This is a genomic window from Paenibacillus ottowii, assembly GCF_050516475.1.
Taxonomy (GTDB): Bacteria; Bacillota; Bacilli; order Paenibacillales; family Paenibacillaceae; genus Paenibacillus; species Paenibacillus ottowii.
This window is the reverse complement of record NZ_CP191577.1, coordinates 1,236,972-1,258,541: the sequence shown is the minus strand read 5'-3', so window position 1 is coordinate 1,258,541 and position 21,570 is coordinate 1,236,972. Positions and strand designations below refer to the sequence as shown.

At 45.9% G+C, this 21,570-nt stretch carries 21 protein-coding genes; 15 read left to right on the top strand and 6 right to left on the bottom strand.

The features are described from left to right. The first annotated feature begins 66 nt into the window (after window positions 1-66). Window positions 67-303 carry a DUF3892 domain-containing protein gene (locus ACQQ6X_RS05910; RefSeq protein WP_063213667.1) on the top strand — a complete coding sequence of 79 codons (237 nt, stop codon included), beginning with the start codon at window positions 67-69 and terminating at the stop codon, window positions 301-303. A 115-nt stretch (window positions 304-418) separates the two neighbouring features. On the opposite strand, the gene ACQQ6X_RS05905 is transcribed toward ACQQ6X_RS05910, so the two are convergent. Beyond that, complete coding sequence (locus tag ACQQ6X_RS05905) at window positions 419-1,177, bottom strand: MBL fold metallo-hydrolase (protein WP_305164576.1); 759 nt, start codon at window positions 1,175-1,177, stop codon at window positions 419-421. Window positions 1,178-1,378: 201 nt separating this feature from the next. On the opposite strand from ACQQ6X_RS05905, the gene ACQQ6X_RS05900 reads away from it, so the two are divergent. After that, window positions 1,379-1,936, top strand: a complete 558-nt coding sequence (locus ACQQ6X_RS05900; protein ID WP_149033591.1) for a copper amine oxidase — start codon at window positions 1,379-1,381, stop codon at window positions 1,934-1,936. A 79-nt stretch (window positions 1,937-2,015) separates the two neighbouring features. Next, a complete protein-coding gene (locus ACQQ6X_RS05895; protein WP_007431055.1) occupies window positions 2,016-2,321 on the top strand; it encodes a DUF1292 domain-containing protein in 306 nt (101 codons plus the stop codon). A gap of 115 nt (window positions 2,322-2,436) precedes the next feature. Here the strand turns inward: ACQQ6X_RS05895 and ACQQ6X_RS05890 are convergent, their stop codons facing one another. Beyond that, complete coding sequence (locus ACQQ6X_RS05890; protein ID WP_063213665.1) at window positions 2,437-3,912, bottom strand: aminotransferase class I/II-fold pyridoxal phosphate-dependent enzyme; 1,476 nt, start codon at window positions 3,910-3,912, stop codon at window positions 2,437-2,439. Between the two features lie 189 nt (window positions 3,913-4,101). Here ACQQ6X_RS05890 and ACQQ6X_RS05885 point away from each other — a divergent pair, with 189 nt between their 5' ends. Then, entirely contained in the window at window positions 4,102-5,385 is a 1,284-nt protein-coding gene (locus ACQQ6X_RS05885) for an MFS transporter (RefSeq protein ID WP_305164575.1), read from the top strand. 42 nt (window positions 5,386-5,427) lie between these two features. On the opposite strand, the gene ACQQ6X_RS05880 is transcribed toward ACQQ6X_RS05885, so the two are convergent. Then, a complete protein-coding gene (locus tag ACQQ6X_RS05880) occupies window positions 5,428-6,060 on the bottom strand; it encodes a YktB family protein (RefSeq protein WP_305164574.1) in 633 nt (210 codons plus the stop codon). A gap of 278 nt (window positions 6,061-6,338) precedes the next feature. Between ACQQ6X_RS05880 and ACQQ6X_RS05875 the strand changes: the two genes are divergently transcribed. Both ACQQ6X_RS05875 and gndA read left to right on the top strand, forming a co-directional pair. After that, window positions 6,339-6,938 carry a hypothetical protein gene (locus tag ACQQ6X_RS05875; RefSeq protein ID WP_305164573.1) on the top strand — a complete coding sequence of 200 codons (600 nt, stop codon included), beginning with the start codon at window positions 6,339-6,341 and terminating at the stop codon, window positions 6,936-6,938. A gap of 173 nt (window positions 6,939-7,111) precedes the next feature. Next, on the top strand, window positions 7,112-8,518 hold the full coding sequence (gndA, locus tag ACQQ6X_RS05870; RefSeq protein ID WP_305164572.1) for an NADP-dependent phosphogluconate dehydrogenase: 1,407 nt from the start codon (window positions 7,112-7,114) through the stop codon (window positions 8,516-8,518). Between the two features lie 239 nt (window positions 8,519-8,757). Here the strand turns inward: gndA and ACQQ6X_RS05865 are convergent, their stop codons facing one another. Then, on the bottom strand, window positions 8,758-9,072 hold the full coding sequence (locus tag ACQQ6X_RS05865) for a rhodanese-like domain-containing protein (RefSeq protein WP_149033587.1): 315 nt from the start codon (window positions 9,070-9,072) through the stop codon (window positions 8,758-8,760). 267 nt (window positions 9,073-9,339) lie between these two features. Here ACQQ6X_RS05865 and aroA point away from each other — a divergent pair, with 267 nt between their 5' ends. The 4 genes from aroA to ptsP all read left to right on the top strand — a co-directional run bounded on the left by aroA (window position 9,340) and on the right by ptsP (window position 15,025). Beyond that, entirely contained in the window at window positions 9,340-10,632 is a 1,293-nt protein-coding gene (gene aroA, locus ACQQ6X_RS05860; protein ID WP_305164571.1) for a 3-phosphoshikimate 1-carboxyvinyltransferase, read from the top strand. Between the two features lie 33 nt (window positions 10,633-10,665). Continuing rightward, entirely contained in the window at window positions 10,666-11,100 is a 435-nt protein-coding gene (locus ACQQ6X_RS05855; protein ID WP_305164570.1) for a CoA-binding protein, read from the top strand. Window positions 11,101-11,399: 299 nt separating this feature from the next. After that, a complete protein-coding gene (locus ACQQ6X_RS05850) occupies window positions 11,400-13,283 on the top strand; it encodes a glucose PTS transporter subunit IIA (protein ID WP_063213658.1) in 1,884 nt (627 codons plus the stop codon). Further along, window positions 13,280-15,025 (top strand): phosphoenolpyruvate--protein phosphotransferase, encoded by a 1,746-nt coding sequence (ptsP, locus tag ACQQ6X_RS05845; protein ID WP_305164569.1) that lies wholly within the window; start codon window positions 13,280-13,282, stop codon window positions 15,023-15,025. Before ACQQ6X_RS05850 ends, ptsP begins: the two co-directional genes overlap by 4 nt. A 134-nt stretch (window positions 15,026-15,159) precedes the next feature. Here ptsP and ACQQ6X_RS05840 read toward each other — a convergent pair whose 3' ends face one another. After that, the gene (locus ACQQ6X_RS05840) at window positions 15,160-15,696 is read right to left on the bottom strand and encodes a type 1 glutamine amidotransferase domain-containing protein (protein WP_305164568.1); all 537 of its coding nucleotides are present in this window, start codon (window positions 15,694-15,696) and stop codon (window positions 15,160-15,162) included. Window positions 15,697-16,034: 338 nt separating this feature from the next. Between ACQQ6X_RS05840 and ACQQ6X_RS05835 the strand changes: the two genes are divergently transcribed. From ACQQ6X_RS05835 to ACQQ6X_RS05820, 4 genes are all read left to right on the top strand, one after another. Then, entirely contained in the window at window positions 16,035-16,481 is a 447-nt protein-coding gene (locus ACQQ6X_RS05835; RefSeq protein WP_305164567.1) for a hypothetical protein, read from the top strand. Between the two features lie 101 nt (window positions 16,482-16,582). Next, window positions 16,583-16,933 carry a bacillithiol system redox-active protein YtxJ gene (gene ytxJ / locus ACQQ6X_RS05830; protein ID WP_305164566.1) on the top strand — a complete coding sequence of 117 codons (351 nt, stop codon included), beginning with the start codon at window positions 16,583-16,585 and terminating at the stop codon, window positions 16,931-16,933. Between the two features lie 98 nt (window positions 16,934-17,031). Beyond that, window positions 17,032-18,039 carry a catabolite control protein A gene (gene ccpA, locus ACQQ6X_RS05825; protein WP_063213653.1) on the top strand — a complete coding sequence of 336 codons (1,008 nt, stop codon included), beginning with the start codon at window positions 17,032-17,034 and terminating at the stop codon, window positions 18,037-18,039. Window positions 18,040-18,152: 113 nt separating this feature from the next. Next, window positions 18,153-18,851 carry a 5'-methylthioadenosine/adenosylhomocysteine nucleosidase gene (locus ACQQ6X_RS05820; RefSeq protein ID WP_305164565.1) on the top strand — a complete coding sequence of 233 codons (699 nt, stop codon included), beginning with the start codon at window positions 18,153-18,155 and terminating at the stop codon, window positions 18,849-18,851. Between the two features lie 12 nt (window positions 18,852-18,863). Here the strand turns inward: ACQQ6X_RS05820 and ACQQ6X_RS05815 are convergent, their stop codons facing one another. After that, window positions 18,864-19,496 (bottom strand): GNAT family N-acetyltransferase, encoded by a 633-nt coding sequence (locus ACQQ6X_RS05815; RefSeq protein ID WP_305164564.1) that lies wholly within the window; start codon window positions 19,494-19,496, stop codon window positions 18,864-18,866. A gap of 247 nt (window positions 19,497-19,743) precedes the next feature. Between ACQQ6X_RS05815 and acsA the strand changes: the two genes are divergently transcribed. Beyond that, window positions 19,744-21,459, top strand: a complete 1,716-nt coding sequence (acsA, locus tag ACQQ6X_RS05810; protein ID WP_305164563.1) for an acetate--CoA ligase — start codon at window positions 19,744-19,746, stop codon at window positions 21,457-21,459. The last annotated feature ends 111 nt before the right edge of the window (window positions 21,460-21,570 follow it).

Here is a 21,570-nt window from a genome sequence, read left to right as displayed (position 1 = left end):
AAAGCTGTACAATGCGCATGCTAGTAAAAGTTCCTCCACTATACTATGGATAAGGAGCGATGCAGCATGGCGAATACAGAACGAGAACACATTACAGCAGTGCGTAAAAATGGGGATGGCGATCTTACGTCGTTCCAGACATCTACTGGACGAATTTTGGATTATAGCCAAGCGTTGAACGAGATTGAGGCAGGCTCAATTGCAGGCGTCAACGTATTCAAGGCCAAGGATGGAAGCAAACGAATCCGAGGGGATGCCGATGGAGATCCTTCTAATAACCTGGATCAACTGCCGATGTTCTGACTTTGACGCTCAATATTAACGTGCCCAGCCTATTCAAAGAAATTCAGCAAGCCGCCAGGCTATCCTTTGTAGGAAAGTCAGGCGGCTTTTTAATTGTTCAAGTTCTCTTTATCAGTTACTCTGCACGTTCCAATTCCTTTAGTGAATATACTCGCTGCTGCTCCAGAAAGGACATCATTCCTGCCTTATCCCTGAATTGTTCCATATCATCACTATAATGCATCAGATGAACTTGCTCTTGAAGAGATTTTGGCAAGCTTAGCAGCTCATCTAACGTGGTATGGACTTCTCCAGCACCTAGTAATTGAACCTCATGTAAAATGCTGCGGCATCCCCGTTCATGCACCAAATGATGAAGTAGATCGGGATCAAAAACCATGTCTGCACTATAAAAAAGACGTTCGTTAATGAACAAGGAGTAACTAGGTTTACCAGGAATATGCCGTGTAGGAATTAGCTCTACTTGGATACCAGGTACTAATGTGGTGGGTACGCCAAGCGTAATGACATTTACCTCGAATACATCCTCAAGCTTGTCAATCATACCTTGCTGGGACATGCCGCCCTTGAGCGTATGCTCCCATAAAGGGTGAATTAATGGTTCGGCGATATAGAGCCGAGGTTTGCGACGATGAAGGATATTCATTTGAAAACCGAATTCTTCTAAGCCTCCGACATGATCTGCGTGAATATGTGTGATTAAAATAGCATCAATATCAGGCAAAGGGACACCCATCTGGTGTAATGCTAGAGATGCGGTTGTACCGCAATCGATCAGCAGCTTGCCCTCACCGCTATCCAGCAGTGCGTTGTTGTTGTAATAATGCTTGGCAAAGGCGCTGCCTGTACCAAGCATTTGTATCGTTAGACCCATTATGGTTTCACCCTCCAGACGATGTGTTATAAGACATCCTACAAATCGTATTTTAACATCTAGGCTACGGGAACTAAAGATATGGCTCCTTATGTAAAAACTTTGGACAATTTGTGAAGCACAGCGCAACTTGTGCGGCTGAGCTAGGTATAAATGTACGACAGATGGTTTTTAACAGATAACGATGGAGGGATATGTAGTATGAAATGGAGAAAAGTGATGGCCCTAATGATGGCCTTTTCAATAATGGGAGGGACCGTCATTTCGGCGGAGTCCGCCAAGGACCAAGTGCAGTTGATTATTAACGGAGAAGTGTCAAAAGATGGCGCAGTTGTCATTGATGGGAAAACTTATGTGCCTATCCGTGATTTTAACGGACTTGTAAATTTTGATCCTTCTGGTGGAAAGGTTGTTTTCGACCAGCCCAACGTGCATATGTTTCTGTTCAAGGGGGATACTGTGTTTGGTAACGTGAATAAAGGTAACAAAGTGAAGTTTAATGTGTTCAGTCAAATTGATACCCTGAAAACAGATATTTCTGGAGTAAAAGTAGCAATTACCGATCCTTCGGGCAACGTAAAGGATATTCAGTCCCAAGATATCAAAGGAGCGCAAAAGGATAACTTCTGGTTCCGTACTAACGACTTTACGTATGATTTCAAAACAGCAGGGAATTATCGTGTCGGTTTCTACATTAAAGAAAGTAAAGATGGCAGTTACACACTGGTGTCCGAAAAAGTCATTACAGCGATAAATTAGGCATACCACAAATTGACCTGCACTCTTGATCATGTTACGATACGAGGGAAAATAAAACAATTTGAAGGTAGGTATTTCCATGAGTGATCACAAACATGAACACGGTGAAGCCTGCAACCACGATCATGACCACGAACATGAAGAAATGGTTCTTACGCTAACTGATGAAAACGGCAAAGATGTAGAAATGGTGCTGGTAGAGACCTTTGACGTAGAAGATCACGTTTATGCTCTTTTGCTTGAGCGAGGCAATCCTGAAGCGGATGGCATCATTCTTCGTATGGAAGAAGAAAACGAAGAAATGGTGCTTTACAATATTGAGGACGAAGATGAGTGGAAGCGTGTAGAAGCTGCATACAGCGAGCTTGTTGCCCAATACGAATAGGATTGGATACAGCAGCTGTACTTGCTCTTCAAAACACTAGAAAAGCCCCCAAATGGGGGCTTTTTTTTATTGACTGCCAACATTTTTTTGCAAGGCAGGTGCTAACAGATCATAATTAAGAAATAGCGTCAGTTTCAACGATAACCTTCACCTGATGTACCGTTCGATCCTCAGGTCCTTTAACCGGCAGGCCTACTTCCACATGATCTACAATATAATCAATATTGTCCTGCGAAATAACTTCTCCTGGTAATAGGATCGGGATGCCTGGTGGATATACGTAAATGAATTCTGCAATGATGCGACCAGCAGATTCCTTAAAAGGCACAATTTCCGTATCTCCATAAAAAGCGTCTCTCGGGATGAGGGAAAGCTGCGGTATATCCGGTATCTTGACAACCAGTTCATGCTGCTGACCTGTGGAATAGTGTAGTGAAGCCAGCTCTCGCAAAGCTTTTAGTAAAATGTCAATTTCCTCTTTGGTATCACCAGGGGTCACCAAACAAAGAATATTGTACATATCGCTAAGCTCAACCTCGATATTGTAGTGATCTCTCAGCCAATTTTCCACATCATACCCGGTAAGGCCTAAATGGCGGATATGAACCGTAATTTTGGTCGGATCATAATCATAGGTAGCTTCTGTGCCAAGAATTTCGCTGCCGAAGCAATATAGTCCCTCAATTTTGTTAACCTCTGAGCGGCAATATTCAGCTAGTTCCAGAGCACGTTGGGCAATTTCATGACCGTTAAGGGCCAGATTGCGTCGGGATGTGTCCAACGAAGCCAGCAGGATATACGAAGTCGACGTCGTTGTTAGCATACTAAAAATAGTTTGTACACGCTGCGGATTAACAAATCCGTTTTTTGTATTTACATTCAGTATCGAGCTTTGAGTCAAGGAACCACCCAGCTTGTGAACGCTTGTAGCTGACATATCTGCCCCCGCCTCCATGGCGGACATCGGCAAATCAGTGTGAAAATGAATCAGTACTCCGTGAGCCTCATCGACCAGGACCGGCACATTATAGCTGTGAGCGAGATCTACAATTTCCTTCAAATCGGCGCACACACCGTAATATGTCGGGTTGATGACAAGGACGCCCTTGGCGTCAGGGTGGCGTTCCAATGCCCGGCGTACGGACTTGGTTGTAACCCCGTGGTGAATACCGAGATTCTCATCACTGACTGGAGAAATGAATACCGGCTTTGCACCAGCAAAGATAATGGCAGACATTATAGATTTGTGTATATTTCGGGGTACAATAATTTTATCACCCGGCATGCAAATGGACATAATCATGGTGATAATGGCTCCGCTTGTGCCCTGTACACTGTAATAAGTATAATCAGCTCCGAAGGCTTCTGCTGCAAGCTTTTGAGCTTCTTCAATGACGCCTGATGGCTGATGCAGATCGTCCAGTGGAGCGATGTTGATCATATCTATGGAAAAAGCATTATCCCCCATAAATTCGCGAAATTCCCGATCTGCCCCCACTCCCTTTTTATGACCTGGGATGTGAAATTGAACCGGGTTGCTCTGAGCATGCTTTTTCAAAGCAGTAAAAAGCGGGGTGGTGCTTTGATTCATTAGTGTTGTCACAACCTTTCATGCAGGATTTCAAATAATCCTGTGCAATTGATAATAGAACAAAATTGAGTATAGCAGTTTGAAGTAGGAATGCAAGCGATTGGGGACGCATTTATTTGCCAAAGAGCGGAGTAGGCGGAGAACCTGGAATGTATATACAATAAACGTAGGTAGAGGATGTGGAGATAGATGAAGCAAATAAGAAGAAAAAAAGCTTCGCAACGGCTGTGGACTCCCTTTTTTGCTAAATTGTGGATACTCGTATTTCTGGTCGAATTTATGAAGGGATCTCTTCTGGTATCCATTCTGCCGGTATATATGGGAGAAACGTTGGGGCTGTCGGCCGGGATCATCGGTTTGGCTTTTTCGCTGCAGTATTTTGGAGACAATGCATTCCGGGCGCCGGCCGGCTGGATGGCTGAACGGCTCGGTTACCGTGGAACAATGTCAACCGCGTTGTTGTTTACGCTTGTAGCGATCATTATGCTAAGCGCCCTGACAGCGCCTGTGTGGCTTGTCATCGCATGTCTGCTGCTAGGACTGGGGACATCTCCGCTCTGGCCTTGTGTGATGACTGGGACGACTGAAATGTCCGGACCTAATAACAATAACGGTGCGGCGATGGGGACACTAGAAATTGCGTCCATGGGTGGAACGGGCTTGGGTCCACTCCTTATGAACTTCGCCATATCCCACTACGGACACTCTTACAGTACGGTATTCATGATTTTGATAGGGTGCAGCATTGTATTGCTGCTGGTTGCTCTTATGCTGCCCGGAACGAACAGGTCTGCTGGCAAAGCTGAATCTGAACAGAGCGCTCTAATATCTTCGGGTGAGGACTCTAACCAGAAGCAGCAAGTGCTGAGAGGTATCCAGGAGACGATCCACACGCTCAAAACCAAGCTTAATGTGAATCCATTAATTTACCCTGCGCTGTTTTTGCAGTCCTTTGTCATTGGTTTGATCAGCCCTGTGCTAACGCTGTATGCGCGGACGGATCTCGGAATTTCGCCGAACCTGTATAGCATGCTTCTGATTGCTGGTGGTGGCGTGACTGTGCTGGCATTGATCCCTTGTGGCAAGCTGGTGGATCGCCTTGGAACCAAGTATTTTTTGCACATCGGTTTTTTGCTTGCCGGAACCACGCTATTTTTCTTTTCAACAGTACAGAGCATTCCGCTTGTGTTTGCATCCGTCGCCATCATTGGCTTGGGGTACGCGCTCATTTTGCCTGCATGGAACACGTTTCTTGCCCAACTGATTCCGGAAAGCGAGCGTGCAACAGTATGGGGCTTTTTTTTAACACTTCAAGGCTCTGGCATGGTTATCGGCCCACTCGTTTCAGGGGTGCTATGGGACCATGCCGGACACACAACACCTTTTATCATCAGTGGGATCGTGATGCTGCTCATGTTTAGCTGCCATCTGGTATTGGCGCGCCATCCGCGCAGGAAGAATGCAGAGGCCTGAACAGCATTCAAAAACGTGCTGGTGCTACTCCAACGTGCGGTACTACTCCTTTGGGAAAGCCATTCGATACAGCGGCAGCAAATGCTCAAAGGTGGAACGCACCGTCCGCAGCAACGCAGCTCCGTCACTGACGAGAGGGTCATTACGATCAATACGGAGCCCGCACATAACTTCGGCTTTTTTTACCTGCTGCAGCTTGTTAATCATGGTTTGAAACTCCTCAGTGTCCATTTGCTGCTGTTCTGTGCCTTCAGGAGCCATATGATCCATCGACCAGTAAAAATGGCCCGGCAGGTTAGAGCGCACATCGCTCAGGTTGGCTTCAAGGGCCTGGGCAAACGTGATTTTATTCGGACTTTCATAAATGACTGCGAATATAACGAAAATGTGGGAAGCGAACATCCCTACCTCAAAATGCGGCAAGGCCTTATACCCGCGCTTATTTGCCGCCCAGGCTACCCATGTATCGATCGGGGGATTGACTTTACGCCGTGCATGCTTGGCTACATGAACGTGCATAGGTTCTCCGCATAAGTCCGTCAAGAAGGGGGCCAGCTCCTCGCCAATCGCCTCCAACTTGGGTCGTACCTGCTGAACCAGCACCTCCATACGAGGCTCCAAGCCTGGTATTTCAAAAACATCAAAGTCCTCTGCAGTAAATCCACTGAATGTCATTCCTATTCCTCCTATATCTAGGCTAAGCCATATCGTTTGGCGTAATATGTCCGATTATAGCATAATGTCACGGGCTTGACCGACTTTAGACCGGGCTCGGTACAAGCATATAAGGCAAAAGTAGGATTGTGCGCTGTTACTCATAAAAATAGGTCAAATAACCAAGTACCCTTACATAAAATGAAGTATAAAATAGAGCAAGGGAAGATCAAGCGGGAAAGCCGCAGGCTTGCTGTAGCCGGACTTCTTGAATCGGACTTGAAAAAGGAGGGAATGCCGTGAACAAGGGCTGTGAGGTAGAATATTGCAATCTAGAGCTCCGGTTTAGCCGTCGGCATATCCATAATCTGATCAAGGATTTGATATCGGAAGGGTATTCGCTGTACTGGAGCGAGGATGAGTCGTATCTGGTTTTGTCGGTGAGAACCGGGCGCAAGCTGGTGAAGCTCCGTTTTCAACAATTGCGCACTGGACACTACAAGCTGGCTGGAGATTATGTAATCCGCGATGCCAAGCTGGCTGAGTGGTTGGAGAAGCTGATTGGAAGCACCCGAGGTCATGCCATTGTCAAAAGAGTCAAGGATCATCATATTTTGGTGGAAAATATTTTGTTCGGCGAGGTCATTCGTCTGGTCGAGGTTACTGGCTTTAAGCAGCGTGTCATTTATCAGAAGGGACCGGTGCTGTCCGCTCAGGAAATGGAGGATATGTACGCTTCCAATGAAGGGGAAACCCGGCTGCTGCTGCTTAAGATGGAGGTAGACGATGAATTGGAGAAGCTGTTCGCAGCGATGACGGAAAAAGATACGATTAAAATCGAGAGTTGCCATAAACGCCTGCAAACGCTATCTCACCAACTGTTGATGATGGAAGCGTAGTACATCGGAACACCTCATGCAAATGGGGTGTTTTGATCTGCGATTAGACAGGGGTTCACTTCTGACACTAAAAACGTTAAAATAGAAGTGCACGTGTTCCGATTCACATAAAGTGTAATGCGGTAAAGCGGCGATATAGAACACAAAATATGTTGCAAAGGATGAGGAACCAGATGGCAAAACAGCAAATTGGTGTGATCGGCCTGGCGGTAATGGGTAAAAACTTGGCCCTTAATATTGAGAGCAGAGGCTTCACCGTTTCGGTTTTTAACCGCTCTCTAGAAAAAACGCACGATCTTATCAAAGAAGCAGAAGGTAAAAAACTGACGGGTACTTTCTCCATTGAAGAATTTGTAAACTCACTGGAATCACCCCGTAAAATCCTGATCATGGTTCAAGCTGGTAAAGCTACAGATGCCACGATTGAACAGCTTGTGCCTCATCTGGACAAGGGCGACATTATTATAGACGGAGGCAATGCTTACTTCCCAGATACACAGCGCCGCAGCAAGGAGCTGGAGGCAAAAGGACTTCGCTTTATTGGTACAGGCGTATCCGGTGGGGAAGAAGGTGCCTTGAATGGTCCTGCCATTATGCCGGGTGGACAAGAAAGTGCCTATAAACTGGTAGAGCCGATTCTGACTGCAATCTCTGCTAAAGTGGACGGCGACCCATGCTGTACATATATTGGTCCCGACGGTGCTGGTCACTATGTAAAAATGGTGCACAACGGTATCGAGTACGGCGACATGCAATTAATTGGTGAAGCATATCACTTGCTGAAATCAGTTCTGAATGTGAGTGCGGAAGAGCTTCATGAAATCTTCACAGAATGGAATAAAGGTGAACTGGACAGCTACCTGATCGAAATTACTGCCGACATCTTCTCCCAATATGATGCTGAAACAGGCAAGCCTATGGTAGATGTGATTTTGGATGCAGCAGGTCAAAAAGGTACTGGTAAATGGACGAGCCAAAGCGCGCTGGATCTGGGCGTGCCATTGTCCATGATTACAGAGTCCGTATTCTCCCGTTTCTTGTCTGCTATGAAAGACGAGCGTATTGCGGCAAGCAAAGTGCTGAGCGGTCCTAAAGCTGAATCCTTCAGTGGCGACAAGAAAGAATTTATCGAAAGCGTACGTAAAGCATTGTTCGCAAGTAAAATTGTGTCTTATGCTCAAGGCTTCGCTCAAATGCGTGCAGCTTCCGATGAATATGATTGGGATTTGAAATACGGAAAAATTGCAATGATCTTCCGGGGTGGTTGCATTATCCGTTCGCAATTCCTGCAAAATATCAAGGATGCGTATGACCGTGATCCTGCCTTGAAAAATCTGTTGCTGGATTCTTACTTCAAAAATATAGTAGAAACGTATCAAGATGCTTGGCGTCAAGTGATTTCCGTGGCTGTATCCCAAGGTATTCCAGTGCCTGGCTTCTCCAGCGCGCTTGCTTACTATGACAGCTATCGCACTGAGCGTTTGCCAGCAAACCTGCTGCAAGCGCAACGCGACTACTTTGGTGCACATACGTTCAAGCGTGTGGACAAAGAAGGCGTATTCCATCATCAATGGTTCTAATAAACCGATGAATATGTAATGATGCAGTAGGTAACGCAAAAGGAAGCTTTTTTAGCCCTATGGGTAGAAAAAGCTTCCTTTTTTTGATTTGGTATGATAGACACAATTTTGAAGCCGGTAAAGGATTGTGTAATCTTTTGACGCTATGGTATGATAGAAACACAATATTTTAATGCTTTACCGCGTCTAAGCTTTGAGTGCAAATAAAAAAGACGGAAAGTTCCCGTCTCTTTTATAAACTAGCTGTTTGGTTGCTCCTGTGACCATTGAAGCATGCCGCCGGTCATGTTGGTGCAGCCTTCGTAACCTAGCTGCTGCAAATATTCGCAGGCACGTTCACTGCGATAACCGCTCCGGCAAATAAAAATGATTTCACCGGTGCGTTCGATTTCCTCAAGACGGCCCGGAATCTGTCCGAGCGGAATGTGCTTGGCACCTTCAATCATACCTTCCGCTACTTCTTCCGCCTCACGGACGTCGATCAATTGCAATTGTTCTCCTGCTTGCAGGCGTGCGCGAAGCTCAGAAGGTTCAATCAGAGCGATTTGCGTCATGGCTTGGACCTCTTTTCTAATGTAGTTGGGTACTACTAGTGTTGTTATCGTGTGAGAAACGTCACACTCTCTATGTATGATAGCGAACCGATCTCTAGGCTGTCAATTAGCCCAAATCTAATACTAAATAAAGATTAGGCAATCAGGTTGCTAAACCTCAAGAGGCCTAAATGATATTTCTTATTTTTTAGGTGGAGAAAAGAACGTTACAACTTGTATAATTAACGTAAACTAGGATGGTTTGAATCGAAAAGGAGCATGTATATTATGGATGTTATCGTTAGACCTACCCCTTCCTTACAAGGAGAAATTGGGGCTTTGTCCTCCAAAAACTACACGACTCGTTATCTGCTCACGGCTGCACTTGCCGAAGGACAAAGTACTATTTATTATCCAGCTCATAGTGAAGACAGTGATGCTATGCGCCGTTGTATCACCGATCTGGGAGCAGTGCTGGAAGAGGATGATGAAAAAATAGTGATTACAGGTTTTGGTAGCCATCCTCAAGCTGTGAAAGAATTGAATGTAGGTAATGCAGGTGCGGTGCTCCGCTTTTTGATGGGAATTGCGTCCCTATGTCCGGATGTTACATTTGTGAATACATATCCAGACTCCTTGGGGAAAAGGCCACATGATGATTTAATCGATGCATTAGGGCAGCTGGGGGTTAAGGTAGATCATCGTGAAGGCAAGTTGCCAATACGTATCCAGGGTGGTCAGCCGAAGGGCGGTAAAATTCAGGTATCCGGCTCGGTCAGCTCACAGTATTTGAGCGCTCTGCTGTTCCTTACACCTTTACTGGGGGAAGATAGTGAAATCGAAGTGCTGCATGATTTGAAATCCAAAGTGGTCATCGGGCAGACTTTGGAGGTATTGCAAGAGGCCGGTATTATCATTCATGCAAGTGATGACTACATGTCTTTTCGCGTCCCGGGTCGGCAATCCTACCAGCCACGTACGTATACTGTACAGGGGGATTACCCAGGGAGTGCTGCGGTGCTAGCGGCTGCTGCAGTAACGAATTCAGATGTTACGATCCATCGTCTTAAAGAGCAGAGCAAACAGGGAGAACGTGCAATTGTAGATGTACTGCGTATGATGGAAGTGCCACTGACACATGAGAACGATACCGTTGTCGTAAAAGGGAACGGTCGATTGAAAGCCATCGAGTTTGACGGTGATGCTGCGACAGACGCTGTGCTTGCCATGGTAGCTGCGGCTGTATTTGCCGAAGGTACATCCCGTTTTTATAACGTGGAAAATTTGCGGTATAAGGAATGTGACCGTATTACTGATTATTTGAATGAGTTGAGCAAGGCTGGCGCTCGCGTAGAAGAGCGTCAAGCGGAAATCATTGTACATGGCAGACCAGAGGGTGTCGAAGGTGGTGTGGAAATTAACGCGCATTTTGATCACCGTGTTATTATGGCATTGACGGTAGTAGGTTTGCGCGCGCAGAAGCCGTTAATGATTAAGGATGCGCATCATGTCGCCAAATCGTATCCACAGTATTTCGACCATCTGACGACGCTTGGTGCTTCTGTAGAATGGGTAAAATAAAGGTAAGTTATGATGCAGACAGGAGGAGATAAAATGGCTTTTGAAAATCCGTCCAGAGAAGAGATTAAGAACATTTTGGAACAAGTAGGCAATATTGCGGTTGTTGGTTTGTCTGATAAATCAGACCGCACCTCATACATGGTTTCTTATGCTATGCAAAAGCGGGGATACCGGATTATTCCGGTTAATCCTGTGGCTGCAGGGCAAACGATTCTTGGAGAAACTTGCTATGCCAGTCTTGCTGAGGTTCCCGAACCCGTAGAATTGGTTAATGTATTCCGCCGCAGTGAATACTGCGCAGAGGTTGCGCGTGAAGCCGCTGCTATTGGAGCTAAGATATTGTGGCTGCAACAGGGAATTATAAGTCAGGAAGCCGCTGACATTGCGCAGGAGCATGGCATGACGGTTATTATGGACCGCTGCATTAAGGTAGAGGATTCAGTGACCCAAGCTGTTCGTAAAGGATAATTACATCTCATACCCATACTGTATGCACATGAAGAAAACCTTCTTCCCTTGTTCTATAGGGTTGAAGGTTTTTGGTGTGAAATGAGAACTGTGGTACAGTATATTATACTTTCAGATATCCATATAATGTATGTATGCTTGAAATATGAGAGGGACTAAATGAATTCATAGGCTTATCGTTGATTAATAAGTTATCTGACCTGTAGAAGCGTAAATAAATATTTTTGGCTGACGTAACCATGGCTTTGACAAAAGTATTTATTCGGCTTACCATCAGGGATAGAAGGGAGAGGAATGCCATGAATTGGCTCGGATCCTTACAACAGCTTGGTCGTGCTGTCATGCTCCCGACGATGGTGCTGCCAGCAGCTGCGATATTGCTAAGTCTCGGCAGCCTTCCTTGGGCCACTTGGGGATTTCCTATGGTATCTGATATGGCAAATGCGGCGGGACACGGGATTTTTTATTTTTTGCCGTATTTGTTTGCGGTGGGTGTTGCACTAGGGATGTCGAATCAAGCAGGTCAGGCGGGACTGGCGGCATTGGCTGGTATGGCTATATATGACCAGGTCACATTGAGATTTGGAAACGGACTCATTCAGCCAGCGACGCTTATTGGCATCATTTTGGGGGTCATTTCAGGGTTGGCTTATAATCGCTTCAAAAGCATTAAGTTGCCCGAAGTGCTACAGTTTTTTGGGGGCACCCGATTTGTTCTGCTGCTTATTGGCCTGTTCTCTGCTGTATTTGCAGGGCTCATGTTGATTATTGCTCCGCTGATTCAGCGAGGGCTGGAATTTATAGTAGGCCTGGAATCGAGCCTGGGCGGCTTTGGACTGCTTATTTACGGCATTCTATATCGGCTGTTGGCCGCTTTTGGTCTTCATCATCTGCTTAACAATATATTTTGGTTTCAACTGGGTACATATAAAACGCCGTCTGGCAACGTTGTGCAGGGGGATTTGCCCCGGTTTTTTGCTGGCGATCCGACAGCGGGCTATTTCATGTCCGGGTTGTTTCCCATTATGATGTTTGCGATCCCTGCTATTGCGCTTGCAATCATTCAGGAAGCTCGTGAAGATTTGAAGCCAAAGGTGCAAAAAACGTTTCTCACAGCTGCATTGGTCTGCTTTTTTACCGGTGTGTCGGAACAGATTGAGTTTGCCTTTTTGTTTGCAGCTCCTTATTTGTTCCTCGTTCATGCGGTTATGTCTGGTCTAGCTATGTGGCTTACTTTTGAGCTAGACATTCATCATGGCTTTTCATATTCGGCGGGTTTTATAGATTATGTCCTTAATTTCCATCTGTCACACAATGCCTGGTTGTTAATTCCAGTCGGAGTGGCATACGGACTTGTGTACTATGTACTGTTTCGATGGGCAATCCGTCGGTTCCGTATTCCTACGCCCGGCCGCGAGGAAGGCTCGGTTCTGGAGGATTGGGCTGGTAATATTCCTTACAGTGCTCCGCTTATTCTGGAAGCACTCGGTGGGAAGGAGAATATTGTGCAGGTAGAGGCCTGCATCACCCGTTTGCGGCTGACCGTCCACAATGACAGGCTGATAGATACCGGAGCGATGAAGGCTTTGGGATCGGCCGGGCTTATTAATCTGGGCGGGGGTAATTTACAAGTCGTATTTGGAACCTATTCAGAACTGATTCGTGAGGAAATTGCGAAGCTGATGGAGCGTGATCTTCCTCAAATTTTGTTCAATGCTCCTGTACATGGAAAAATGTTACCGATTCATGAAGTGCCTGACAAAATTTTTGCGACAAAGCTGGTTGGGGACGGTGTTGCTTTTGTCCCTGAACGCGGTGAACTTGTGTCTCCGGTGTATGGAACGGTAATGCATTTGTATCCGACCATGCACGCTTTAGGCATCTCCACACGAGAAGGACTTGAGGTTCTGCTTCACATCGGGATTGATACTTCACAGCTAAAAGGGAATTTTACTGCTATGGTAGAAGCAGGCGATACGGTTGAGCCGGGGCAATTGCTGATCAAATTTGATTTGCAGGCGCTGCGAGAGCAAGCTCCATCGCTGGTGACTCCTATGGTCATCACGAATCCGGATCGCGTCAAGTCGTGGAGCTTTGCTCCGTTTAAAACAGTGAAAAAGGGTCAGGCCTCGGTAATGTCCGTTGTGCTGCATGACAGGAATGTTGGAGGGGTAGAAACATGATAGAAGGCATCGGCGCCGCAGCAGGTGTGGCCATCGGGAAGGCATTTGTCCTGCCGAGCTGGGAGTGGGATTTACCTGATCAAAAAATGGATACGGTAGATCTTGCGAAGGAATTTGAACGATTGTATGAAGGAATACGTACGTCCAAAAGTGAAATCCAGTTTATTAAGGATGAGTTTCGAGAGATGGTGGGAGTGGAGGAATCCAGCATTTTCGATGCTCATCTTGCGATATTGGAAGATCCGGAATTTATGAACGAAATTAGCGGCATTATTCAGCGTCAGTACAAGGCAGCCGAGGTGGCTGTGAAGGAAGCTATTGATCATTTTGTGACAATGTTTGATTTGCTGGATGATGAATATATGAAAGAGCGGGCAATCGACATTAAGGATGTGGGGAACCGACTGCTCAAGCATTTGCTGGGCGCACCGGAAGTAACTCTTCCCAAGGATACACAGCCCTATATCCTGGTAGCCAAGGAGCTCTCGCCATCTCAATCAGCCCACTTGAATCCTAGCTATGTGCTAGGGATTGTGACTATGAATGGTGGTAAAACATCGCACTCTGCGATTATGGCCCGCGCGCTTGGTATTCCACTCGTTTCTGGATTGGAGAGCAATTTGAATTTGCCCGTTCAAACCGGAGATATGATGGTTGTGGACGGAGACCTGGGTAGGGTGTATGTAAACCCAGAAAAATCCGTAACAGACCACTATATCATTTTGCGTGACGAGCAGCGACGCAGAAAGGAACAGCTTCAGGTGCTCGCTTCTGTAGAAGCTGTGACCAAGGATGGAACCACGCTGAAGCTGGCGGCCAATATTAGTTCTGTCAAAGAGCTGGAGGCCGCTTTGAAGCATGGAGCGCAAGGTGTAGGGCTGTTCCGCACGGAATTTTTATATATGGATCGTAAATCTGCTCCTGATGAAGAGGAGCAGTATCAAGTATATCGACTAATAGCCGAAAAGGCAGGGAATCATTCCGTGGTAATTCGTACATTGGATATCGGCGGTGATAAGCCGCTGGATTATCTTGAACTTCCAGAGGAAGAAAATCCTTTTTTAGGGTATCGTGCGATACGGATTAGTCTGGATTGGAAGGAACTGTTTAAAACGCAGTTGACTGCAATTTTGCGAGCCAGTGCAATGGGGAATATCAAGGTCATGTATCCGATGATCTCATCCGTGGAGGAGGTCCGCCAGGCAGATGATCTTTTGAAAGAGGCTATGGCGGATTTGGATGCAAGAGGGCTTGCCTATAATCCCAACATACAGCGAGGGATTATGATTGAGGTTCCGGCTGCGGCGATGATTGCAGATCTCTTGGCAGCTGAAACCGACTTTTTTAGTATCGGAACAAACGATCTTGTGCAGTATGTGCTGGCTGTGGACCGTATGAATGAGCAGATTGCACATATGTACCATCCATACCATCCAGCTGTACTTCGAATGCTGCGTATGATTGCACAAGCGGCACATCAAGCCGGAATTGATGTGAGTGTCTGTGGTGAGATGGCTGGGGATGAACGATCCGTTCCACTTTGGCTGGAACTGGGAATACATCAGCTCAGTATGTCCCCCCAATCTTTGTTGCGGGTCAAGCATCGAGTGCTGAATACGACTACATCTGAAGCAACGGCAATCGCTCGTGCTTGCTTCGGCATGTCCACTGGTGCGGCGATCGAAGACAAGCTGACTGCGGCTAATATCAGCTGTACTCCGGCCGGACCCGGGCGGCCCTAATATTTTAATATCCGCATTGCTTAGATCGCTCGGACGAAAAAGCACCTTCAAAACCATTTTATTCATGGTTTGAAGGTGCTTTTTTGATCTAGCCATACATAAGTTTACTCAAGTCCTGTGTCGGGTTACATATCTTATTTCTGAGTGTGATTAGCTAATACATCGCAGAACGCTTTTCCGTAAGGTGGAAGATCGGGCGGTCGACGAGCGGATACAATGTGTCCGTCTGTCACAACAGCTTCATCCTTCCAGATCGCTCCTGCATTTTCCATATCATCACGGATACCTGGCGTGGAGGTGACCGTGACACCATCCAATATTTTAGCTGAAATCAGTACCCAGCCTGCATGACAGATTTGTCCAATGGGTTTATGTGCGGCATGAAACTCCTGTACAAGTTGAATAACCTTGGGGTAGCGGCGCAGTTTATCAGGCGCCCAACCGCCAGGGACAAGAATACCGTCATAATCGCTACTATTCAGTTCTTCAAAGGCATATTCTGCTTCGGCAGGCACGCCGTATTTTCCAATATACTTTTTACCTTTTTCAGCACCGGCTAAATGTACCTCCGCGCCTTCTTCACGAACACGGTACACCGGGTACCATAATTCCAGATCCTCGAATTCCTCATCTACGAGAGCAATGACCTTTTTTCCGGTAAGTCTTGACATCTAACCATCCTTTCCTGCGCCACATCGGACACCCTTGTTCGTAGTCTGTACTTTTACATCTTAAGAAAAAGTAAGCCCAAAGTCCATTCCTTCGCAGTTTCTCAGGTTAGAAGTCGCTCTTTTACTACAATCACCGTCATTTTTTGACTCTCCAATGCCTTGGTAATTTGTTCATTGCTGCAATCTGTGGAAGGATTTGAGACCCCAAAGTCGAAATAAAAAAAGGTATGATAGATTTTATAGAGTTAACAAATATTTTATAGACTAGTAGATAGATATATCTGGATATCAGAAGAGATCCTTATATAGTTTGATCCTACGTAATGAGGTGGTTAAAAGTGCATAAGCAATGCCAATGCGGTGAACCGATGGGACTGGAATTGCGAAAGGTAATATATGCGAGTAAAGTTGAGATTTTGCATGTTCCTGTATTCTCATGCCCGTCATGCTTTTCCAGTGAGGTTCTGCAGCATGTGACGAAGGACATTAAGGAACTTTTACAAAGTCTAGGAAGCAAACCTGCGCCCCGGCGAATATCTTTTGCTCGCAACAATGAACTGGCAGAAATTATTCGCAAGCTTATACTGGAGGAAGCGGACAATCCCCATGTGGATTGGCAATCCGCTTTGGAGGAGCGAATGGAGCTTCGGATTAATCTCTTACTGGATCTTTATCGCTATGCGAGAAGCCTAGGAGATGAAGATTGGATGAGTGATGTAGAGAAAAGATTGCTTCAATTATCCGGTTTTACCAGTAAATCGGTATTAACGAATACAAAAAACTAAAAAATATGAAAATTTTCATGGTCACCATTGGATTTTACATGTTCTTTTTGTTACGATGTGAATAGGCCATACGACAAGACACAGAAAGGAATGTATATCCAATGGCGACGATGACGAAAATGACTACTATTCAACAATTAAATACGGCTCTGGAAGCGTCATCAGATAAACCGTTACTCCTCTTTAAGCATAGCACACGTTGTCCGATAAGTGCAGGCGCATATCAGGAAGTGGAATCTTATTTGGAAGGGGCTTCCGACGAAAATATTGAATACGGTATCATTTATGTAGTAGAAGATCGACCAGTGTCCAATGCCGCCGCGGACAAGCTTCAGGTGAAACATGAATCCCCGCAGGCCATTTTAATCAAGGACGGGGAGGCTGTCTGGCATACATCCCATTCGAATATTACAGCCCGTGCACTCCACGATCATCTCACTTATGTAGAATGAGTGCTGTCGTTGCATAAAGTAGTATTTTGTCGTATCATGGTTCTAATTAGTTGATCTAGGATTCGGTTGAAAATTTATTGGCAATGGAGAGAAGGAATGTGACGGTAACGATCTATGATGTAGCTCGCGAAGCTGGGGTCTCAATGGCGACAGTGTCCCGCGTAGTTAACAATAATCCTAATGTAAAACCTCAAACTCGCAAAAAGGTGTACGAAGCAATCGAACAATTGGGATATCGCCCAAATGCGGTAGCTAGAGGTTTGGCCAGCAAGAAGACAACAACTGTTGGCGTTGTTATTCCGGATATATCGAATTCAATTTTTGCAGAAATTGCGCGCGGTATTGAGGATATTGCAAATATGTATCACTATAACATCATTTTATGTAATGCCGACAAGCGGAAAGAAAAAGAAATCCGCGTTATCAATACGTTACTTGAAAAACAAGTCGATGGACTTCTGTTCATGGGCGGCACAGTAACGGACGAGCATATTCAGGCATTTCATACAGCTGCTGTCCCTATTGTTTTATGTGCAACGAGTGATGAAAAAGGTAGCTATCCTTCGGTTGATATTGACCATGAAGCCGCTGCGTTTGATGCAGTTAACACGTTGATCCGCCATGGACACCGTCAAATCGCAATGATCAGTGGCACGCTTCAAGACCCTGCAAATGGCTATGCACGTTTCCAAGGCTACAAGAGAGCGTTGGAAACAGCTGGAATTGATTATCAGGAAGATCTCGTGCGAATCGGGAACTATCGTTATGAATCCGGTGTTGAAGCTATGAAATACTTCCTCGGTCTGAAGAAGAAACCAACTGCTATTTTTGCCGCTACGGATGAAATGGCCATTGGTGCGATTCATAGCATTCAGGATGAGGGACTGAAAGTACCTGACGATTTTTCGGTCATCAGTGTTGACAATATTCGTATGGCCTCCATGGTTCGTCCTCAGCTGACAACTGTCGCGCAACCGATGTACGATTTGGGTGCGGTAGCGATGCGTTTGTTAACCAAGCTGATGAAAAAGGAAAACGTGGAGAACTCTCGCGTTATTTTGCCGCATGAAACCATTTTACGGTTATCAGTTAATTATTTAGACTAGGTATAGTGCCAAATAGGATACACCATCGATGAAAGCTCCTTTGACGGAGCTTTTTTCGTGGATACATAGCTTCTTGTGCTATCATCATCAAACTAAGAAACGAGGGAAACGTAATGAGCCGACTTTATGGATTAATGGGTGCAATGGATGAAGAAATTGAGTTGCTGCTCTTAGCGATGACGGAAGCAAACAAGACGACCAAGGCGGGGATCACCTACACTACCGGAATAATTCACGGGCATAGGGTAGTCGTCTGCAAGTCTGGTGTGGGCAAAGTTAATGCTGCAGTAACAACACAAATCCTGATTGATCATTTTGGCGTAGAACAAATTATATTCACTGGAGTGGCAGGGGCAGTGCACCCCGATTTAAACATTGGGGACATTGTCATCTCATCAACATGTATGCAGCATGACATGGATGTAACGCCTTTGGGTTATGCCAGAGGGGTCATTCCTTATCAAGATACCTCCGAGTTCGCGGCCGATCCCGCTCTAGTCCGCCTGGCTGAACAAGCCTGCAAATCGTTTGGTGATCGCTATATAGTCGGAAAAGTACTTTCCGGCGATCAATTTGTCGCAAATCGTGAGATAGTAACAGCATTACATCACGAAATGAACGGTGCTTGTACCGAAATGGAGGGCGCCGCAGTAGCTCAGACAGCTCATATGAACGCTGTGCCTTATGTGGTCCTACGATCTATGTCAGATAAGGCTGATGGATCAGCTCACGTAAATTATACTGAGTTTACGGTAGAAGCTTCGCATCGTTCGCACCGTATTGTGGAGTTCATGCTCAAGCATTTGGACTAATGATATGATTTTTTAATACATGAATCTTCGGACAAACCGGATACGGTCAAACTGTTCTCTTGATTCGAGGGGTACATCGTCTCCCATTCTTACCATCAGGCAGTTCGCCGGATGTGAGCATATTTCAGGATCATCCGTAGCGTACCATACCATATTTACGGTTTTCATCAGGCGTTCCATCATGCGGCGGTATTCCCATACGGAAAGACCGCTGCCTTTTAAATCCCAATGCCAATAGTATTCGGTCGTAAAAATAATATAGGATTCGAGCTGGCCGTCCTCAAAGGCAATCCGAATCATTCGGCTGCCCAGGCCCAGCCCTCGGTAGTCATCGGCTACCTCGACAGCTCCGAGTTCTAATAAATCCTTCATACCAGCTTCTGACCAGCGTTCCATCTCATCTGGATAGTGAAAAGTCACGTATCCCAGAAGAGTTTCTCCATCATGAGCAATGATGATTCTGCCTTCTGGCAGTTCTGAAATTTCCACTAGCGCGTTGAATTGCTCTTTGGGTTTACGAAAGGCGTCCAATTGCGTATGCATTTGAAATGACCGCAGTCGATCAGCGGATACCGGTCCTTCTACATGAATGGTTTGTCCGTTATGATCCAGTGTGTCCGAGTGGTACAGTTTTAAATGCTGCATGTGTGCGACCTCCTTGTTTGCCGTCAGTAGCTCTTCATACCCCCTACTTATAACAAAAAAACAAATAAATGAAAAGGATGGTCGTCACATCCTAAACTATGATATACTGATTTAGACACGAAATGTTCACAATTAAGTGCTTTTAAATCAATCCACAAATTAAAGGTGATCATTGGCATCATTAATTATGTAAGCGCTATTTTGTCCTGTGTAATTCTCATTATTCTATTGTGAGGAGGCTGAATGCATGAAGATCGATGAGCTCCAGGCTGTAGTTCCCACATCCAACATGGGCCCTTATGAACAAGCTTACAACAACTTTCAGTGGGAAGATGTAGAACGTCATTTTACGTGGTATGAAACAGGCAAAGTGAATATGGCACATGAAGCGATTGACCGACATGTTGAGGAAGGTCGGGGAGAGAAAGCAGCACTTTTGTATTGTGACGCAAACCGTCATGAAACCTATACTTTTTCTCAGCTCCGTGCCAGCTCCAACAGGTTCGGAAATGTGCTGCGCAAATACGGTATTGGTAAAGGAGAGCGTGTGTTTATATTTATGCCGCGTTCACCTGAGCTGGTCATTAGTATGCTAGGTGTTTTAAAGGTAGGGGCTGTTGTCGGTCCATTATTTGAGGCGTTTATGGAGACGGCGGTTAAGGATCGCTTGCAGGATAGCGGAGCGGTGGCATTAGTAACCACACCTGCGCTTCTTTCACGGGTAAAACGTGAGGAGCTTCCTGAGTTGCGGCATATTTTTGTGGTTGGTAACATGGACGAACGGGAACAGGGGATTATTGACTTTGAAACGGAAATGCTTATGTCCTCAGAAGAGCTTGAACCCGAATGGTTGAGTCGTGAAGATGGATTAATTATTCACTATACATCAGGCTCAACGGGCAAGCCCAAAGGCGTATATCATGTGCAAAATGCAATGATTCAGCATTATTATACAGGGAAAATGGTGCTGGATCTGCGGGAAGATGATGTGTATTGGTGTACTGCTGATCCTGGCTGGGTTACGGGAACGTCATATGGCATTTTTGCTCCTTGGTTAAATGGAGCGACGAATGTCATTCGTGGAGGCCGTTTCAGCCCAGAGGACTGGTATCGTACGATTGAACGTCACGAAGTGACGATTTGGTATAGTGCTCCTACGGCGTTTCGGATGCTGATGAGCGCAGGGGAGCAGGTTGTTGCCAATTATGATCTCAGCAGCTTGCGGCATGTATTATCCGTTGGGGAGCCACTTAATCCCGAAGTGGTGAGATGGGGGTGGCAAGTCTACGGACAGCGTATCCATGATACTTGGTGGATGACGGAGACAGGAGGACAGTTGATCTGTAATTACCCAGAGCTGCCGATTAAGCCGGGCTCGATGGGAAAGCCACTCCCAGGTATTCAGGCAGCTATTTTGGACGACAGAGGCCAGGTGCTGCCTCCTAATAGGATGGGACATTTGGCGATTCGTACACCATGGCCATCCATGATGAACCGTATATGGAACAATCCAGACAAGTTCCAGGAATATTTCCGTTTTCCCGATTGGTATGTATCCGGCGATTCGGCTTACATGGATGAGGATGGATACTTCTGGTTTCAGGGAAGAATTGATGATGTCATCAACTCCTCCGGAGAGCGCATCGGTCCTTTTGAGGTCGAAAGCAAGCTCCTGGAGCATCCTGCTATAGCCGAAGCTGGAGTCATTGGGAAACCAGACACTGTACGAGGAGAGATCATTAAAGCTTTTGTCGCCCTGCGTGACGGCTATACAGCGTCGGAAGCGTTACAACAGGATATTTACCGTTTCGTCAAGGAAGGGCTGTCTGCTCATGCTGCTCCGCGTGAAATTGAGTTTAAAGAAAAGTTACCCAAAACCCGTTCCGGTAAAATTATGAGACGTGTGCTGAAAGCCTGGGAACTTAACCTGCCTACAGGTGACTTGTCTACTATTGAGGATTGAATTACTGCATGTTTGCAATAAAAAGGGAGTCTCTATAGCCATTATAGCTATGGAGACTCCCTTTTTATTAGGGGAATTTCATTCATCTTCACCCAAAGTATCGTTTCCTGC

Bases quoted from the DNA above. Each gene is read 5' to 3' on its own strand.
- ACQQ6X_RS05910 (WP_063213667.1), top strand. From the start codon at position 67: ATGGCGAATACAGAACGAGAACACATTACAGCAGTGCGTAAAAATGGG.
- ACQQ6X_RS05905 (WP_305164576.1), bottom strand. From the start codon at position 1,177: ATGGGTCTAACGATACAAATGCTTGGTACAGGCAGCGCCTTTGCCAAG.
- ACQQ6X_RS05900 (WP_149033591.1), top strand. From the start codon at position 1,379: ATGAAATGGAGAAAAGTGATGGCCCTAATGATGGCCTTTTCAATAATG.
- ACQQ6X_RS05895 (WP_007431055.1), top strand. From the start codon at position 2,016: ATGAGTGATCACAAACATGAACACGGTGAAGCCTGCAACCACGATCAT.
- ACQQ6X_RS05890 (WP_063213665.1), bottom strand. From the start codon at position 3,912: ATGAATCAAAGCACCACCCCGCTTTTTACTGCTTTGAAAAAGCATGCT.
- ACQQ6X_RS05885 (WP_305164575.1), top strand. From the start codon at position 4,102: ATGAAGCAAATAAGAAGAAAAAAAGCTTCGCAACGGCTGTGGACTCCC.
- ACQQ6X_RS05880 (WP_305164574.1), bottom strand. From the start codon at position 6,060: ATGACATTCAGTGGATTTACTGCAGAGGACTTTGATGTTTTTGAAATA.
- gndA (WP_305164572.1), top strand. From the start codon at position 7,112: ATGGCAAAACAGCAAATTGGTGTGATCGGCCTGGCGGTAATGGGTAAA.
- ACQQ6X_RS05865 (WP_149033587.1), bottom strand. From the start codon at position 9,072: ATGACGCAAATCGCTCTGATTGAACCTTCTGAGCTTCGCGCACGCCTG.
- aroA (WP_305164571.1), top strand. From the start codon at position 9,340: ATGGATGTTATCGTTAGACCTACCCCTTCCTTACAAGGAGAAATTGGG.
- ACQQ6X_RS05855 (WP_305164570.1), top strand. From the start codon at position 10,666: ATGGCTTTTGAAAATCCGTCCAGAGAAGAGATTAAGAACATTTTGGAA.
- ACQQ6X_RS05850 (WP_063213658.1), top strand. From the start codon at position 11,400: ATGAATTGGCTCGGATCCTTACAACAGCTTGGTCGTGCTGTCATGCTC.
- ptsP (WP_305164569.1), top strand. From the start codon at position 13,280: ATGATAGAAGGCATCGGCGCCGCAGCAGGTGTGGCCATCGGGAAGGCA.
- ACQQ6X_RS05840 (WP_305164568.1), bottom strand. From the start codon at position 15,696: ATGTCAAGACTTACCGGAAAAAAGGTCATTGCTCTCGTAGATGAGGAA.
- ytxJ (WP_305164566.1), top strand. From the start codon at position 16,583: ATGGCGACGATGACGAAAATGACTACTATTCAACAATTAAATACGGCT.
- ACQQ6X_RS05820 (WP_305164565.1), top strand. From the start codon at position 18,153: ATGAGCCGACTTTATGGATTAATGGGTGCAATGGATGAAGAAATTGAG.
- ACQQ6X_RS05815 (WP_305164564.1), bottom strand. From the start codon at position 19,496: ATGCAGCATTTAAAACTGTACCACTCGGACACACTGGATCATAACGGA.
- acsA (WP_305164563.1), top strand. From the start codon at position 19,744: ATGAAGATCGATGAGCTCCAGGCTGTAGTTCCCACATCCAACATGGGC.